The following is a 16,874-nucleotide window of genomic DNA, read 5'->3' as shown; positions in this document are numbered from 1 at the left end:
CGATTCGCGGGGGATCTAGCCGCCCAGTTCCTCGGTCGCGCTCACCTCCTGCTCTTCGTCGCGCAGCCGGTGCAGATGGGCGATGAAATAGCGGGTATGGGCGCTGTCGACGGTGCGCTGCGCTTCGGATTTCCAGGCGGCATGAGCCTCGGCGTAGTTCGGGAAGATTCCGACGATATGGATGTCCTTGGTATCGCGGAATTCGGTGCGGGTGGGGTCGACAAGCTCGCCGCCGAAAACGAGGTGAAGGCGCTGTGCCATCGTGTTCTCCTGGGTTCGGATTCCGGCGCGAACCTAGCCGAGCCGGGCAGGGGAACCAAGGTGATTTGTTTAAAATCGGTCCTGGTTGACATTTGCGGCGAATCGGCCGGCGAAGTAAGGAAAGATGCCGATAGAGGGAAGGCCCCCGGACGATCCAAGCGTGGTGGTAAGGGTTCTTCGGGCGGCGAGGGCAGGTGAACCGGTGCGCCTTCTCTTGCCCTCTTTCTGGGATCGCGGGCGGGCATCGAAAGGTGGCCGCCTGCGGTCACGGCATGCCGCGCCGGGTGCTTCGTGGCTGAAGGCCGGTGCCGCAGCCGGGATCCTGGCCGGAAGGGGTGGCATGCATGTCGTGCTTATATCGCTGCCGGGGGCGCATGGATCTGGTGCGGGCGGCGGGACTCGAACCCGCACAGGCTTGCGCCCCAGGGAGTTTAAGTCCCATGCGTCTACCATTCCGCCACGCCCGCGCCGGGGATTGGCTAGCGGGCGCGGCGGGGATTGGCAAGCCTCGGCTGAAGGGTTCCGGATGGGGCAAAGCTGCAGCCGACGGGATCGTGTGGGATGGGCTTTTCAATCGGCTGCGGGTGATGCGGAATGCGCGAGATTGCGGCTCGGGATATTCGCAGCGACGCTTTGCCGCTGGGCAAGTTGGTGGCGCATACCGCGGCGAGGGCGCCGCGAAGCGTGCGGCAGGGCGGCTGGCCGGCTGCCGCGTCCTGCCCATGACGGGCCGCCGGCTGCCGGCAGGGCGGCCTGACGCGTTCCGGAAAATCCTCGGACCGCCGGCCGGATGTCCCTTGCGCGCCGGGGTTCGGGTGACGGCTCTTTCAGTAACTGCGCGTCGGCCGGTCGAAGACCTTGCGTCCCATCAGCGAGCCGACCAGATCGACCATCAGCTTGGCGGTGCGGCCGCGCTCGTCCAGGAACGGGTTCAGCTCGACCAGGTCCAGCGAGGTCATCAGCCCGCTTTCGTGCAGCAGTTCGCAGACCAGATGCGCCTCGCGGAAGGTGGTGCCGCCGGGGACGGTGGTGCCGACGGCCGGCGCGATCGAAGGGTCGAGGAAATCGACGTCCAGCGACACATGCAGCAGCCCTTTCTCCTCCCGCACCCGGTCGAGGAATTCGCGCAGCGGCGCGACGATGCCGCGCTCGTCCAGCACGCGCATGTCGTTCACGACGATCTCGGTCTCGCGCAGCGCGGCGGATTCGGCGGCGTCCACGCTGCGGATGCCGAACATGCAGATGTTCCGGCCCGGAATCGGCGCCGGAAAGGCGGGGAAGGCGTCGAAGCCCGCCCGGCCCGAGGCATAGGCCAGGGGCGTGCCGTGCAGGTTGCCCGATTGGGTGGTCTCGACGGTGTGGAAATCGCTATGCGCGTCCAGCCACAGCACGAATTGCGGCCGGCCCGCCGCATGGGCATGTGCGGCCACCCCGGCCAGCGTGCCAAGCGCCAGCGCATGGTCGCCGCCCAGAAAGATCGGCAGGCCTTCCTCCATCGCCGCACAGCCGGCGGCGCGCAGGGCCTCGGTCCAGGCGATGATCTCGGGCAAGTGATGCACGGCGGCGTTGGGGCAGCTCTGGCCGCGGCCGGGGGCGGGGCACAGATCGCCGCGATCCTCGACCGTGTGCCCCAGCGCGGTCAGGGTCGAGGCCAGCCCGGCCACGCGATAGGCGGCGGGGCCCATCAGGCAGCCGGGCCGCCGCTGGCCCTCGTCCACCGGGGCGCCGATCAGGATGCAATGGGTCATGTTGGCCTCTGCGCTTGTCGGTCGGGATGTTCGCGATCATGCCCTTGCCCGGCGGCGGAAGTCCACCGCCCGCGTCAGCGGCGCAAGCCCCGCATCAGCCGCGGATGCCCTTGAAGCGGTCCTGCCATTCGTCGCGTTGCTCGTCGCTGATCTTGGCGAACAGCACCTCCGGCACGGTGAAGGCGTGGCCGGCGGGCAGCGCCTGCAGGGCGGTGCGGACATCGTCGGGCCAGGCCCGGTCCTGGCTTTGCATCGCCGCCAGCATCGCATCCGCCGCGAAGGGGATGAAGGGCGAGGACAGAACGGCATAAAGCCGGATCAGGTTCAGCCCCAGCCGGACCTGCATCGCCGCCTTGTCCGGGTCGGTCTTGAAGGTGGACCAGGGCGCGGCCGATTGCAGGTATTCGTTGCCCAGAACCCAGATCGCCCGCAGTTCCGCCGCCGCCTTGCGGACCTCGACATGGTCCATGAAGCCCTCATAGGCGCGGATGCGGGTGGTCAGCGCCTCGACCAGCGCCTCTTCCTCGGGGCCGTAGCTGCCGCCCTCGGGGATGGCCTCGCCGAACTTGCTGCGGCAGAACTTGGTGATCCGGCTGACGAAATTGCCCAGCACGTCGGCCAGGTCCTTGTTCACCGATTGCTGGAAATTGTCCCAGGTGAACTCGCTGTCGCCGGATTCGGGAGCGTGCGACAACAGCCACCAGCGCCAGTAATCGGCGGGCAGGATCGACAGCGCCTGATCCATGAACACGCCACGCCCCTGGCTGGTCGAGAACTGCCCGCCGTCATAGGTCAGGTAGTTGAAGCTCTTGATGTAATCGACCAGTTTCCAGGGCTCGCCCGAGCCGATGATCGTGGCCGGGAAGGAAAGCGTGTGGAAGGGCACGTTGTCCTTGCCCATGAACTGGGTATAGGTCACGTCCTCGGCGCCCTCGTCCAGGCGCCACCAGCGGCGCCAGGCGCTGTCGGGTTCGCCGCGCTTGTCGGCGCCCTCGGCGGTGGCGGCGATATATTCGATGGGCGCGTCGAACCAGACGTAGAAGACCTTGCCCTCCATCCCCGGCCAGGGCTTGTCGCCCTTTTTCACCGGGATGCCCCAGTCGAGGTCGCGGGTGATGCCGCGATCCTGCAGCCCGTCGCCGTCGTTCAGCCATTTCTTGGCGATCGAGGTGGTCAGGATCGGCCAGTCGGTCTTGCTGTCGATCCAGGCGGCGATCTGGTCCTTCAGCGCCCGCTGGCGCAGGTAGAGGTGCTTGGTCGCCCGCACTTCCAGATTGGTCGAGCCGGAAATGGCCGAGCGCGGCTCGATCAGGTCGGTCGGGTCGAGCTGCTTGGTGCAGTTCTCGCACTGGTCGCCGCGCGCCTTGTCATAGCCGCAGTTGGGGCAGGTGCCCTCGATATAGCGGTCGGGCAGGAACCGGCCGTCGTCGATGGAATAGACCTGCCGCTCCTCGACCTCGGCGATATAGCCGTTCTCGTCCAGCTTGCCGGCGAAATGCTGGGTCAGCACGTGGTTGCGTTCGCTGGACGACCGGCCGAAATGGTCGAAGGACAGGCCGAAATTGCGGGCGATTTCCGCCTGGATCTCGTGCATCTCGGCGCAATAGACGGCTATCGGCTTGCCGGCCTTGGCGGCGGCAAGCTCGGCGGGGGTGCCGTGCTCGTCCGTGGCGCAGATGAACATCACCTCGTGCTCGCGGCCCCGCAGGTAGCGGGCATAGAGATCCGCCGGAAGCTGCGAGCCGACGAGATTGCCGAGGTGCTTGATCCCGTTGATGTAAGGGATCGCCGAGGTGATGAGGTGCCGGGCCATATGCGGATCCTGTAAGGTTCGTCGCCCGTGTTTAGCCCCCGGATCGGGTGAAGGCCAGCGCCCAAAGGCCGGCGCGGTTGTGCATCCGGGCCGGGCGGATTATGTCGTTGTGGTGACGATTTCATGATGGTCGCGTCCCGCGTGCCGGCCGTCGTGCCGGGTTTCCCAGCCAAGCATCCAGCCGCGTTAGGAGCCAGATGACCTTGAAACCCGCCACCCTGCTTTCTTGCCAGCTGGGCCTGATCCTGCTGGCATTGAGCCTGGACCTGATAACCCAGGCGCAGGTCGCCTCGATTTTCAAGGAAGACCACAGCATCGAGATCCTGTCCGCGCTGCTGCTGGTGGTGCCGGCGCTGCTCTGGCTGGCCTGGGGGCGAGAGCGGCGCCGGCATTGGCACATCCCGGCGATCCTGCTGCTGATGGCGATGCGCGAGCTGGATTTCGACAAGCAATTCACGACCGAGGGGCTGCTGCAGCTGCGGCTTTACAGCGGCGGGGCGCCGGTCTGGGAAAAGGCCGTCGGTGCGGCGGCGGTGGCTCTGATCCTGCTTTGCGGGTGGCGGCTGCTGGTCCTGAACCTGCCGCGCTGGTGGCGCGGCCTGCGCGCGGGCGACACGACATGCTGGCTGGTCGGCGGCGCGGCGCTGCTGCTGGTGGTCTCGAAATCGCTGGACGGGCTGGACCGCAAGCTGGCGGGTTTCGGCATCATGCTGCAGCCCGGGCAGGGGGCGCTGGCCGACCGGTTCGAGGAATTGCTGGAACTGGGCCTGGCGGTCCTGCTGGTGCAGGCGGTGGCCTGTTTCGCGCGGCCGGACCGGCAGGGGGCCGGTCAGCCGCCCAGCCGCTCCAGCCGCAGCGCCTTGGCCACCGTATCGGCCACCCGCGCGCTGAGCGGCAGGGCGGCGCTGCGGATCTCCTCGACCGAGACCCAGCGCGCATCCAGCGCGTCATCCGCCGCCACCGGCACGCCCGAGACATAGTCGCAGCGCACCGCGGCCAGCAGGAAATGAAAGCGCAGGGCGCCATCGGCCCCGTGTTCGATCACGTCGATATTGTCGATATAGGCCCTTGGCCGGGCGATGACGCCGGTTTCCTCGGCCAGCTCGCGGGCGGCGGCCTGCAGCGCGGTTTCCCCGGGCTCGACATGGCCGCCGGGAAAACCCCAGAGCCCGGCATCGGGCGGGTTTCGGCGCTGCACCAGCAGGACGCGGGCCGCATCGCCCCGGCCGTCCAGCGTCACCGCCAGCGCGGCCAGCCGGGGAAAGCCGGCCACCTACCGCCTGCGGTCGCGACGGGCGCTCATCGGCTGGAAGGCCACGCCGACATGCGCCTCGCAATAGGGCTTGCCGGGCATCGAGGGCAGGCCGCAGAACCAGAACTTGTCGGTCGCCGGGTCGCCGATCGGCCATTTGCAGGTGCGCTCGGTCAGTTCCATCAGCGTCAGCTTGCGCGCGCGCTTCTCGACCTCGCGGACCGAGGCCAGCGCCTCGGGGCTGATCTCGTTGGCCGAGGGCTGCGGCGGCAGCGGCTGGCCGGCCGGCACGATGGGCCGGCGGTTGAAGCTGGCGGGCTGCGGCGCGGGTTCGGGCACCGGCTCGGGTGCGGCGGCTGCCGCGGGCTTCGGTTCGGGTGCGGGCGCCGGCTGGGCCGCCGCCGCGGGCTTCGGCTCGGGCGCCGCTGCGGCGGGTGCGGGTTTGGCGACGGGGTCGGGCGCCGGATCCGCGCCGTCCTCGGTGCGATTCGACAGGCCCAGGCGGTGGACCTTGCCGATCACCGCGTTCCGGGTCACGCCGCCCAGCTCCTTGGCGATCTGGCTGGCCGACTGGCCCTCGGCCCACATGCGTTTCAACGTCTCGACGCGCTCGTCGGTCCAGGACATGGCTTGCCTTTCATGCACCGGGATGCGTCCCGGCGCTCTTCGTGCTAGTGGCTTCAATTCCGCAAGACCCGGCCTTAAATCCGGGGATAGCCAGATTTACCCATCCGAGCCCGCAAATTCAAGGAGCCCCGATGCAGCCCGACCCGACCAGCCCCGGATTCCGCCAGATGGGCGTACGCCGCTTCGGCCGGATGAACTGGCTGGGCCTCTATACGCTCAGCCGCCGCGAGATCATGCGCTTCATGTCGGTCTGGCAGCAGACCATCTTCGCGCCGCTGATGACCTCGGCGCTGTTCGTGATCGTCTTTGCCCTGGCGCTGGGGCGCAACCGCGGCGAGGTGATGGGCCTGCCCTATCTGGCCTTCCTGGGACCCGGCATCCTGATGATGACGGTGATCCAGAACGCCTTCGCCAATACTTCCTCGTCGATCATCTCGGCCAAGATGCAGGGCAATATCGTCGACACGCTGATGCCGCCGCTCTCGGCGGGCGAGATCCTGGCCGGCTATCTGATCGGCGCGGTGACGCGGGCGCTGATCGTCGCCGCCGCCATCGCCGCCGGCATGGCGCTGGTGATCGGGCAGGGGGTGGCGCATCCGGTCTGGGCGCTGGGTTTCGTGGTCTTGGGCGCGCTGCTGATGGGCGGGCTGGGGCTTCTGGCCGGGATCGTGGCGCAGAAATTCGACCAGATGGCGGTGATCACCAATTTCATCGTGACGCCGCTGTCCTTCCTGTCGGGCACCTTCTATTCCGTCGAGGCGCTGCCCGAGCCGTTCCGGGCGCTGGCGCATTGGAACCCGATCTTCTACCTGATCGACGGCGCGCGCTACGGCATCGCCGGGGTTTCCGACGCGCCGGTGCTGCGCGGGCTGGCGGTCTGCGCGCTGACCGTGGCGCTGGTGCTGTTCACCGCCTGGCGCTGGCTGGCCACCGGCTACCGCATGAAGCCCTGAAATCTCCGTTGCACGGGGCGCGCATCCGCGCTATGCGACGGGCATGATCGCCCGGACCGCCCATATCGCCCGTCCCCGACGTTGACGCCTTCAACGTCCGATCCCGCCTGCCTTTCCGTCTTTCCGTCAGCCATGGTGCCGCCGCGCGGCCGTTCCCAGAGAGGGTAACTCCATGATTTCGCACGTCCTGCCGACCTATAACCGCGCCCCCATCGCCTTCGAGCGGGGCGAGGGCTCCTGGGCCATCGCGACGGACGGGACGCGATATCTGGACCTGGGCGCCGGCATCGCCGTGAACGCGCTGGGTCACGCCAATCCCGACCTGGTCGCCGCGCTGACCGAGCAGGCGAACCGCATCTGGCATGTCTCGAACCTCTACCAGATCCCCGAGCAGGAGAAGCTGGCGGACCTGCTGGTCGAGCATACCTTTGCCGACACCGCCTTCATCACCAATTCCGGCACCGAGGCCGCGGAGCTGGCGATCAAGATGGTGCGCAAGTATTGGAGCGAGCAGGGCGATCCCGACCGCTACGAGATCCTGACCTTCGAGGGTGCCTTTCACGGCCGCTCGACCGGCGCCATCGCGGCGGCGGGTTCGGAAAAGATGGTCAAGGGCTTCGGCCCGCTGATGCCCGGCTTCCGGCAATTGCCCTGGGGCGACATGGAGGCGCTGAAGGCGGCGATCTCGGACCGCACCGCTGCCGTCATGCTGGAGCCGGTGCAGGGCGAGGGCGGCATCCGCCCGCTGCCCGATGCCGACCTGGCGGCGATCCGCGCGCTGTGCGACCGGACCGGCGCGCTGCTGGTGCTGGACGAGGTGCAGTCGGGCATGGGCCGCACCGGCAAGCTGTTCGCGCATGAATATGCCGGCATCGCCCCCGACATCATGATGGTCGCCAAGGGCATCGGCGGCGGCTTCCCGCTGGGCGCGGTGCTGGCCACGGAAAAGGCCGCCGCCGGCATGGCGGTGGGCACGCATGGCTCGACCTATGGCGGCAATCCCCTGGCCTGCGCGGTGGGCGCCAAGGTGATGCAGATCGTCGCCGCGCCCGAATTTCTGGCCGAGGTGAACCGCAAGGCCGCGCTGTTTCGCCAGAAGCTCGAGGGGCTGGTGGCGGCGCATCCCGATGTCTTCGACTTCGTGCGCGGCCAGGGGCTGATGCTGGGGCTGAAATGCAAGGTCGCGCCGGGCGAGGTGGTCAAGGCCGGCTATGCCGAGCATATCCTGACCGTGGCCGCGGCTGACGACACGCTGCGGCTGCTGCCGCCGCTGACCATCTCGGACGAGGAAATCGCCGAGGCGGTCGCCCGGCTCGACCGGGCGGCCAGCAGGATCGATGGATAGGTTCGGCTTCCGGCCGGTGACGCGCGCCGATCTGCCCATGCTGGCGGATTGGCTGCGCCTGCCCGAGGTGGCGCGCTGGTGGCGCGGCGCCGAGGAGCAGCTGGCCGGGATCGAGGAGGATCTGGAGGAGCCGGCCATGCGGCAATGGCTGGCCCTGCTGGACGGCGCGCCCATCGCCTATGCGCAATTCTACCCGGCGCATCACTGGGGCGCGCCGCATTTCGCCGGCCTGCCGGCCGATGCGCTGGCGATCGACTGCTTTTCCGGTCCCGCGGGTTTCGGCCATGGCGGCGCCTGGCTGCGCGCCCTGGGCGACCGGCTGCTGGCCGAGGCGCCGGTGCTGGTCATCGACCCCGAGCCCGACAACCTACGTGCGATCCGGGCCTATGGGAAGGCAGGCTTTCGCGGCGAAGAGCTGCGTCCCGCCGAGGACGGAACCCTGGCCCGCGTCATGACCCGGCACCGATGAGGTTGCGTCGAATTCCGCCGCGACACCGGGCCTTGGGCCTTGACCTCCGTTCGGCAAAGCGGCTTGCTTGCCGGATCAATGCGAAAGACAGTCAAAGATGAACAGTTTCCTCGACATCCATACCACCGACAAGGCAGATCTGCGCGGCATGATCGACACCGCGCGCCGGATGAAGGACGCGCGCAACGGCCAGCCCAAGGGAACGCCCGATGCCGATCTGCCGCTCAGGAACCGCATGGTGGCGCTGATCTTCGAAAAGCCCTCGACCCGGACCCGCGTCAGCTTCGACCTGGGCGTGCGGCAGATGGGCGGCCAGACCATGGTGCTGTCGGGCAAGGAGATGCAGCTGGGCCATGGCGAGACCATCGCCGACACTGCCCGGGTGCTGTCGCGCTATGTCGACCTGATCATGATCCGCACCTTCGAAGAGGCGACGCTGCTGGAAATGGCCGAGCATGCCAGCGTTCCGGTGATCAACGGCCTGACCAACCGCACCCATCCCTGTCAGATCATGGCCGATGTGATGACTTTCGAGGAGCATCGCGGGCCCATCGCCGGGCGCAAGGTGGTCTGGTCGGGCGACGGCAACAATGTCTGCTGCTCGATGATCCATGCCGCCGGCCAGTTCGGCTATGACTTCACCTTCACCGGCCCGCCCACGCTGGACCCAGAGCGCGAGGCGGTGGAATTCGCCCGCGCCCAGGGGGTGCAGGTGCAGATCGAGCGCGATCCGATGCGGGCGGTCGAGGGCGCCGATCTGGTGGTGACCGATACCTGGGTGTCGATGCATGATCCGCAATCGGCGCGCGAACGGCGGCACAACCAGCTGCGCCCCTATCAGGTGAACGAGGCGCTGATGGCGCGGGCCAAGCCGGATGCGCTGTTCATGCATTGCCTGCCGGCGCATCGCGACGACGAGGCGACCAGCGCGGTGATGGACGGGCCGAACTCGGTCATCTTCGACGAGGCCGAGAACCGGCTGCATGCGCAAAAGGCCATCATGCGCTGGTGCCTGGGCCTGTAGAGCATCGCGGCCGGCACGCATCCGCTTTCGGCCGGGATCGTCCTGGCCCGGATTGCTGGCCCCGGGCCTGCGACCGACCGGCCCCGGGAGGCGTTGCGGGGTCAAGGCCCCGCCTGACCGGGTCCAGGCATCGTCCCATGCCCGCCATTCGCCGCGGCGGGGGGTGGACCTGCCCCGGGTCTCGCGCAGGCCGGATCGGCGCATTTGCGGCAGTGGCCCCTGTGCCGGAGGCGTGGCAAAGGGGGCTCTGCCCCCGTCGCGCCGCGGCGCGACTCCCCCGGGATATTTGGACAAGAAAGAAGCGCGGAGGCTGCCGCGGGCGATCCTGTCAGTTCTCGCGGAAGGCGCGGGTGAAATAATCCGACAGCGGCTTCACCAGATAGGCCATCGGACTGCGGTCGCCGGTCTGGATATAGACCTCGACCGGCATGCCGGGCACCAGTTCCAGCCCCTGGAGCTTTTCGGCCTCGGCGGCGGGGATCGTCACCTCGGCCCGATAATAGGGCACATGGGTGGCCTGGTCGATCAGCGTGTCGGCGGAAACCCGGCTGAGCGTGCCGTCGATCTCGGGCGTGGTGCGCGACGAGAAGGACGAGAAGCGCAGCACCACCTGCTGTCCGGGATGGACCTCGTCGATATTGATCGGGGCGATGCGGGCCCCCACCACCAGCGGGCGGTCCTGGGGGATCAGGAACATGATCGGGTCCGCCGGCCGGATCACCGAGCGCGGCGTGGTGATCTGCAGTTCCTGCACCACGCCCGAGACCGGGGCGCGGATTTCCAGCCGGGTGATCTGCTCGAGCAGCGAGCGGCGCCGTTCGGCCAGTTCCAGTTCGCGATAGCCGAGCTCGCGCAGTTCGGTCTCGGCCGCCTCGCGGCGGGTTGCGGTCTTTTCCAGACGCGACAGGTCGATCTCGGCCAGCTGGGTCACGGCGCGGGCGCGCGTGGCGGTCGCCTCGCCCAGCAGCCCGTCGAGCCGCGCCGCCTCGCGTTCGAGCGCCAGCACGCGCGGCGCCTGCGCCAGGCCCTTTTCCAGCAGCGAGCGCTGGTCGCGCAGTTCTTGCGCGATGAAGCCCCTCTGCTGCTGCAGCGCCTGGCTCTGGGCATCCACCCCGCCGATCTGCGACTGGATCTGCTCGGCCTGTTTCGCCAGCTGGCCGAGCGACTGCTCGAGCGTATCGAGCCGGGCCAGGAACAGGCTTGACTGCCCGTCCATCAGCGCCTTCAGCTCGGGGCGCTTCGCGGCGGCCTCGATCAGGTCGGGCGGAAAGGCGATCTGCTTGCGGTCGGCGCGCTCGGCCTCGAGCCGGCCGCGGCGGGCGAGGATCTCGAAATACTGCCCTTCGACGATGGCCAGTTCGGTATTCAGCAGCGCGCCGTCCAGCCGGATCAGCGGCTGTCCGGCGCTCACGCTTTCGCCGTCCTGGATCAGGATTTCGGCGACCACCCCGCCATCCGGATGCTGGACGATCTGGCGGCGCTGTTCGACCTCGACCTGACCGGGGGCGACCACGGCGCCGGCGATCCGCGCCGTCCAGGCCCAGAGCCCGAAGCCGCCGATCAGCACCAGCAGGGCCAGCAGCCCCAGCAGCACCGGTCCGCGCGCCGACCACTCCGGACGTTTGCGGACCGGCCCTGGCGGCGGGGCCGGGCTTTCTGCACGGCGGGCGCGGAAGCGCGGCGCGGCCTCGCGGTCGGCCGTCGGGGGGGACAGCTTTTCGACCGGGGCGCGGCCAAGCTCGCTGGGATCGGTCATGTCACGCCTCCGCCTTGGCCCTGGGCGCGGACGATCTGGTCGGCGTTCCGGACCAGAGATTTCAGCACCTCGTCGCGCGGGCCGAAGGCGCGGCGCAGGCCCTGATCCATCACCAGCAGCATTTCGCATTCGCTGATCGCGGCGGGGCGATGCGCCATGATGATGACGGCGCCGCCGCGCGCCTTGATGTTGCGGATCGCCAGATTCAGCGCCGTGGAGCCCTCGTTGTCGAGATTCGAGTTCGGCTCGTCCAGCACGAAGATCACCGGATCGGCATAGAGCGCCCGGGCCAGGCCGATGCGCTGGATCTGGCCGCCCGACAGCCGGCCGCCGGTCTGGCTGACCCTGGTGTCATAGCCCTGCGGCAGGTCCAGGATCATCCGATGCGCGGCCGCCGCCATGGCTGCAGCGACGACGCGCTGCGGATCGGGTTCGGGGGAAAGCCGGGCGATGTTCTCGGCAATGGTGCCGTCGAACAGCGTGACCTGCTGCGGCAGGTAGCCGATCAGCCCGCCCAGCACGTCCGGGTCGTATTGGTCGAGTGTCGCGCCCCCCAGGCGGATCGAGCCGGAGGCCACCGGCCAGGCGGCGATCAGCGCGCGGGCCAGCGTCGTCTTGCCGGCGCCCGAGGGGCCGATCACGCCGAGCGCCTGGCCGGGACCCAGGTCGAAGCTGACCCCGCGCAGCGTGGCCACGGCCTGGCCGGGAGGGGCGACGGTCAGGTTGCGCACCTCGAGCAGCGCCTCGGGGCGGGGCAGGGGGGTCCGCTGCGGCACCGGCGGCCGGCGCGACAGCAGCTCGCCCAGCCGCCTCCAGCCGTCCTGGGCGCGCTGCACGATGGACCAGCCGCCCACCACCTGCTCGACCGGCGCGAGCGCCCGGCCCATCAGGATGGAAGAGGCGATCATCGCGCCCGGCGTCACCTCCTGCTGCAGCACCAGCCAGGCGCCGGCGGCCAGGATCGCGCTTTGCAGGAACAGCCGGAAGGTGCGGGAAAATACGGTGAAGCCGGTGGCGCGATCGTTGCCGCGCATCACCGCTTCGGTCGCGGCGTCCCGTGCGGCCTGCCAGCGTTCGAAGGCCGCCGACCGCATGCCGAGCGAGCCGATCAGCTCGCCCTCGTCGCGATAGAGGTCCGACATGCGCTCGGCCGACTGGCTGGCGATGGCCGCCTGCTGCAGCGCGTCGCGGCCGAGCCATTGGTTCAGCAGCGTCGCGCCGACCAGCACCGCCAGGCCCGCCGTCGCCACCGCGCCCAGCAGGGGGTGGAAAAGGAAGACCGCCGCCAGGAAGAACGGCGCCCAGGGCAGGTCGAACAGCGCCATCAGCACCGGCGAGGCGATCAGCCGCTGCACCGCCTCGAGATCGCGCATCCCGCCGCGCACCACCAGGTCCGAGCCGACGGCCTGGCCGTCCTGAAGCGCGGCGGTGAAGACGCGGCCCTCCATCCGTTCCTGGAAACGGGCGGCGATGCGGGACATGACGCGGTTGCGCGCCAGGTCGATCACCCCCATCAGGGTGAACAGGAAGACCACCAGCAGGAACAGCGCCGTCAGCGTCTCGACCGAGCGGCTGGCCAGGACCCGGTCATAGACCTGCATCATGAAAAGCGGCCCGGTCAGCATCAGCATGTTCACCGCGAACGAGAACAGGCCGACAAAGACGTAAAGCTGCCAGGCCCTGCCCCGGGCGGATTTCAGCTCTTTCTGGCCGTCATGTCGCGTCGGCGGCAATGCCATGCCGGTTCCTTCCTCGTCAACCTGTCCGGGCTTGCCCGGAATCGTTCCAGCGCATATCCCAAAGCGCGGCCGTGAAACAGTCCGCTCGCCACCCCCGGTCCCGCCGAGGCGAATCGTCGCCGCCTTGACAGGTCATAGCCACGGAAGGTTACCAAAAGCTTGCCCGCGCGGAATTTTTCAATGCTTCTTTTCGTCACCGCGATTCTGGCGGCCTGTTCTGCGGATCGCGGTGCCGAGGGCATCAACGATCCCTATGAGCCGATGAACCGCAAGATCCATGCCTTCAACCGCGGGCTCGATGCGCGGGTGGTCAAGCCGCTGGGCGCGGGCATGGCGGGCGAAGGCGACGACGGATTGGGCAGCCATGCCCTTGAGGCCGTTGGGAATTTCGGGTCGAACCTCGCGCTGCCCGGCAAGGCGGCGAACCACCTTCTGCAAGGCAGGCCGGCGCCGGCGGTGCGGACGAGCTTTCGCTTTCTGGTGAATTCGACGCTGGGGCTGGCCGGCTTCCTGGACCCGGCGGGCAAGGATTTCGCCTTGCCCGAGGAAGACACGGATTTCGGCGAGACGCTGGCCGTCTGGGGGTTGGGCGAGGGGGCCTATCTGGAGCTGCCGCTGATCGGGCCCTCGACGACGCGCGACGCGGCCGGGCGGGTGGTCGATCTGGTGCTTGACCCGATGCGCGGCTGGCTGAACCGCGACCAGTATCTGATCGGCATGGGGGCACGGGTCGCCTCAAAAGCCGGTGAACGGGGCCGTTTTGGCGATTCCGTCGATTCCATCCTGCACGAAAGCGCCGATAGTTATGCCCAGACGCGGCTGATCTGGTTGCAGCATCGCCGCCACGAGCTTGGCGAGGAAGGAGAGCACATTGACCCTTATGCCGAATGAGATCCGCCAGCCGGATCGCCGGGGCTTCCTGGGCCTGGTCGGCGCCGGGCTGGCGCTGGCGGCCACTCCGGCCTGGGCGCTGGACACGAACGAGGCCCGGGCGCTGATCCAGACCTCGCTGGACGAGGTCTATGCCGTGATCAATTCCGGCCAGCCGCCGGCACAGATGTATCGCGCCTTCGAAGCGATCTTCGCGCGCTATGCGGATGTCGAGATCATCGCCCGCTCGGCGCTGGGTCCGGCGGCACGGCAGGCCGGCGCCGCCGAATTCGCCGATTACAGGCAGGCTTTCCAAGGTTATATCGGCCGCAAATACGGCAAGCGCTTCCGCGAGTTCATCGGCTCCAAGATCGAGGTGACGGGCGCCCGGCCGGTGAAATCCTTCTATGCCGTGACCTCGGTCGCCTATCTCAAGGGCCGCAGCCCGATGGAAGTCGAGTGGCATGTCTCGGACAAGTCCGGGAAAAGCCGCTATTTCAACATCATCATCGAGGGGGTGAACATGCTCGCCTCGGAACGGGCCGAGATCGGGGCGATGCTGGCGCGGCGCAAGGGCGATCTGGCGGCGCTGGCGGCGGATTTGCGGCAGGCGGGCTGAAACATCCGTCCTGCGGAAAAGGGAAGGCCGGCCCCGCGGGACCGGCCTTTTGCCATTACTGCTGATAGACCCCTTCGATGCCGCGCAACGCCTGGGTCAGCGCGTCCTCGGTGCCGCCATCGGCGCCGGGCACCGGCATCTCGGCCTCGGGGCCGCTGGTCACGGTCTCGGCCGGGAAGGTCGGCGGGCCGCCGGGGGTCTGCACGCCGGGATCGGGCAGGGCTTGCCCCTCGGCGGGCGCCTGCGCCTGTCCCTGAGGCGAGGGCTGGCCGAGCGCCTCGGACAGCGCCGCGGCCAGCGGATCCGCCGCGCCGTCGCCGCCGGTGCTGACCACCTGCGGCACGGCGCTGTCGGGATCGAAGGCGAAATTGCCCAGCGGCTCGACCGGCAGGCCGTCATGGATCTCGGCCATCACCGCCTGCCAGATCTCGGCCGGCAGCCCGCCGCCGGTCACGCCCTTGAGCGGCGTGTTGTCGTCATAGCCCATCCAGACACCGGTGACATATTGCCCGGTGAAGCCGATGAACCAGGCATCGCGATAGCTGGAGGTGGTGCCGGTCTTGCCCGCCGCCGGACGGCCCGGCAGCTTGGCGCGGGTGCCGGTGCCGCGCTCGATCACCTGCTGCATCATGCCGATCAGCTCTCCGGCCGCCTTTTGCGAGATCACCCGCTGGCCCATGCCGCCGGCCTGGCCGATCAGCGCCTGGTCGTCGCCCTTGATGCGCAGCTCGACCAGGCCATAGGGGCTGACCGCGGTGCCGCCGTTGCGGATGCCGGCATAGGCGCCGGTCATCGCCAGCAGCGTCGATTCCGACACGCCCAGCCCCAGCGAGGGGCCGCTGGCCAGGTCGTTGGCAAAGCCGAAATCCTGCGCGACCCGGCGCACGGCGTCGCGGCCGGCGATCTCTTGCAGGCGGATCGTGGCGGTGTTCAGCGATTGCGACAGCGCCCGGGTCAGCGTCACCTCGCCCAGATAGCGGCGGGTATAGTTCTGCGGCGACCAGGGACCCGAGCCGCGCACGTTGATGGTCAGCGGCGCGTCCAGAACCGTGTCGTTGGGGCTGTAGCCCTGGTCCAGCGCCGCGGCATAGACGAAGGGCTTGAAGCTCGAGCCGGTCTGCCGCTTGGCCTGCGTCGCCCGGTTGAAAGTGCCGGTCGCGGTATTGTCGCGCCCGCCGATCATCGCCCGGACCGCGCCGTCGGGCGACATCACCACCACGGCCGCCTGCGCCTTGGAGCCGGGCGCGACCTTCTCGTCGAAGATACGCTTCAGCGCGCGTTCGGCGGCCCGCTGCACCCGCTGGTCGAAGGTGGTGGTGATGGTGACGTCCTCGGTCGTCTCGCTGGTCAGGAAGCCGGGGCCGGATTCCATCACCCAATCGGCGAAATAGCCGCCGGCCCGCGCCGCCGCCGCCTTGGACAGCGCCGCCGGCTGCGCCTTGGCCTCGGCGAACTGCTTGTCGTCCAGATAGCCCTGGTCGTGCATCAGCCCCAGGATGACCGAGGCCCGGTCCTGCGCCCGCTGCAGGTTCGAGGTCGGCGCGAAATAGCTGGGCGCCTTGAGCAGCCCGGCCAGCATCGCCGCCTCGGCGGCGTTCACCTCGGCGGCCGACTTGTCGAAATAGCGTTGCGCCGCCGCCTCGAAGCCGCGCGCCCCCGCGCCCAGATAGGAGCGGTTCATGTAGATGTTGAGGATGTCCTGCTTGGAGTATTTGAACTCCATCGCCAGCGCATAGGGCACTTCCTTGACCTTGCGCCAGATCGAGGACTTGCGGCATTCCGCCTCGAACTCGGCCTCGGATTTCCAGCGGATCGGGTCGAAGCTTTCGCCCAGGCACAGCAGTTTCGCGACCTGCTGGGTGATGGTCGAGCCGCCATTGCCCTCCAGCGGGCCGCGGCCCTGGGACAGGTTGATCCGGATGGCGCTGGCGATGCCCTGCGGATCCACGCCGAGGTGGCGATAGAATCGCTTGTCCTCGGTCGCGACCACCGCATTCTTCAGCACCGGGGCGATCTTGTCGGCGCTGACCATGCCGAAAGTTTCGCCACGCCAGGCGAAGACCCGCCCCTCGGTGTCCAGCATGGTGACCGAACCGCGGGCACGGCCGTCGAAAAGCGCCGAAGGTTCGGGCAGCGTCGTGTAGTAATAGAAGCTGGCGGCAAAGAGAATCAGCGCCACGGTCAGCCCCAGCCGCCAGACCGAGCCCCAGATCACCCGCCAGACCAGCAAGACGATTCCGGCGATTCCCCGCGTGACGACATTGCCGCGCCGCGGCTTCCGCGGCGGCTTGCCCGAGGATCCGCCGGATTGTTTCTGCCTTTTCTGAGGGGCTTGGTCGAAATTGCGCTTGTCCGCGACAATGCGGCCTGTGCCGGTCGGTTTCTTCATGCCTGCTTT

The 16,874-nt window shown here is 68.6% G+C and carries 14 protein-coding genes and 1 tRNA gene; 6 read left to right on the top strand and 9 right to left on the bottom strand.

Annotation, left to right across the window (positions count from 1 at the left end; genetic code table 11):
- Nucleotides 1-15: 15 nt before the first annotated feature.
- From L632_RS0114500 to L632_RS0114470, 6 genes are all read right to left on the bottom strand, one after another.
- Complete coding sequence (locus tag L632_RS0114500; RefSeq protein WP_028713249.1) at nucleotides 16-261, bottom strand: DUF4170 domain-containing protein; 246 nt, start codon at nucleotides 259-261, stop codon at nucleotides 16-18.
- A 381-nt stretch (nucleotides 262-642) separates the two neighbouring features.
- Nucleotides 643-728 (bottom strand) — tRNA-Leu (locus tag L632_RS0114495).
- A gap of 360 nt (nucleotides 729-1,088) precedes the next feature.
- Nucleotides 1,089-2,009 carry an arginase gene (gene rocF, locus L632_RS0114490; protein WP_028713250.1) on the bottom strand — a complete coding sequence of 307 codons (921 nt, stop codon included), beginning with the start codon at nucleotides 2,007-2,009 and terminating at the stop codon, nucleotides 1,089-1,091.
- Nucleotides 2,010-2,103: 94 nt separating this feature from the next.
- The gene (metG, locus tag L632_RS0114485) at nucleotides 2,104-3,822 is read right to left on the bottom strand and encodes a methionine--tRNA ligase (RefSeq protein ID WP_028713251.1); all 1,719 of its coding nucleotides are present in this window, start codon (nucleotides 3,820-3,822) and stop codon (nucleotides 2,104-2,106) included.
- A gap of 829 nt (nucleotides 3,823-4,651) precedes the next feature.
- A complete protein-coding gene (locus L632_RS23905) occupies nucleotides 4,652-5,095 on the bottom strand; it encodes an NUDIX hydrolase (protein WP_028717037.1) in 444 nt (147 codons plus the stop codon).
- Complete coding sequence (locus L632_RS0114470) at nucleotides 5,096-5,701, bottom strand: GcrA family cell cycle regulator (protein WP_028713252.1); 606 nt, start codon at nucleotides 5,699-5,701, stop codon at nucleotides 5,096-5,098.
- A gap of 131 nt (nucleotides 5,702-5,832) precedes the next feature.
- On the opposite strand from L632_RS0114470, the gene L632_RS0114465 reads away from it, so the two are divergent.
- From L632_RS0114465 to argF, 4 genes are all read left to right on the top strand, one after another.
- Nucleotides 5,833-6,654 carry an ABC transporter permease gene (locus L632_RS0114465; RefSeq protein ID WP_028713253.1) on the top strand — a complete coding sequence of 274 codons (822 nt, stop codon included), beginning with the start codon at nucleotides 5,833-5,835 and terminating at the stop codon, nucleotides 6,652-6,654.
- Nucleotides 6,655-6,826: 172 nt separating this feature from the next.
- A complete protein-coding gene (locus tag L632_RS0114460) occupies nucleotides 6,827-7,999 on the top strand; it encodes an aspartate aminotransferase family protein (protein WP_028717036.1) in 1,173 nt (390 codons plus the stop codon).
- Nucleotides 7,992-8,468, top strand: a complete 477-nt coding sequence (locus tag L632_RS0114455) for a GNAT family N-acetyltransferase (RefSeq protein WP_028713255.1) — start codon at nucleotides 7,992-7,994, stop codon at nucleotides 8,466-8,468. The genes L632_RS0114460 and L632_RS0114455 overlap by 8 nt, the downstream gene beginning before the upstream one ends.
- Before the next feature lie 97 nt (nucleotides 8,469-8,565).
- Nucleotides 8,566-9,492 carry an ornithine carbamoyltransferase gene (gene argF, locus L632_RS0114450; RefSeq protein ID WP_028713256.1) on the top strand — a complete coding sequence of 309 codons (927 nt, stop codon included), beginning with the start codon at nucleotides 8,566-8,568 and terminating at the stop codon, nucleotides 9,490-9,492.
- A 328-nt stretch (nucleotides 9,493-9,820) separates the two neighbouring features.
- On the opposite strand, the gene L632_RS0114445 is transcribed toward argF, so the two are convergent.
- Both L632_RS0114445 and L632_RS0114440 read right to left on the bottom strand, forming a co-directional pair.
- Entirely contained in the window at nucleotides 9,821-11,248 is a 1,428-nt protein-coding gene (locus L632_RS0114445; RefSeq protein ID WP_084637834.1) for an HlyD family type I secretion periplasmic adaptor subunit, read from the bottom strand.
- Nucleotides 11,245-12,987 carry a type I secretion system permease/ATPase gene (locus L632_RS0114440; RefSeq protein ID WP_028713258.1) on the bottom strand — a complete coding sequence of 581 codons (1,743 nt, stop codon included), beginning with the start codon at nucleotides 12,985-12,987 and terminating at the stop codon, nucleotides 11,245-11,247. The genes L632_RS0114445 and L632_RS0114440 overlap by 4 nt, the downstream gene beginning before the upstream one ends.
- A gap of 180 nt (nucleotides 12,988-13,167) precedes the next feature.
- Here L632_RS0114440 and L632_RS0114435 point away from each other — a divergent pair, with 180 nt between their 5' ends.
- Entirely contained in the window at nucleotides 13,168-13,878 is a 711-nt protein-coding gene (locus L632_RS0114435) for a VacJ family lipoprotein (RefSeq protein WP_028713259.1), read from the top strand.
- Complete coding sequence (locus L632_RS0114430; protein ID WP_028713260.1) at nucleotides 13,868-14,476, top strand: phospholipid-binding protein MlaC; 609 nt, start codon at nucleotides 13,868-13,870, stop codon at nucleotides 14,474-14,476. Before L632_RS0114435 ends, L632_RS0114430 begins: the two co-directional genes overlap by 11 nt.
- Before the next feature lie 55 nt (nucleotides 14,477-14,531).
- On the opposite strand, the gene L632_RS0114425 is transcribed toward L632_RS0114430, so the two are convergent.
- A complete protein-coding gene (locus L632_RS0114425; protein ID WP_028713261.1) occupies nucleotides 14,532-16,865 on the bottom strand; it encodes a transglycosylase domain-containing protein in 2,334 nt (777 codons plus the stop codon).
- Nucleotides 16,866-16,874 lie beyond the last annotated feature (9 nt).

Source organism: Paracoccus sp. J39 (assembly GCF_000518925.1).
Classification (GTDB): Bacteria; Pseudomonadota; Alphaproteobacteria; order Rhodobacterales; family Rhodobacteraceae; genus Paracoccus.
This window is presented reverse-complemented; position numbering and strand designations above follow the sequence as displayed.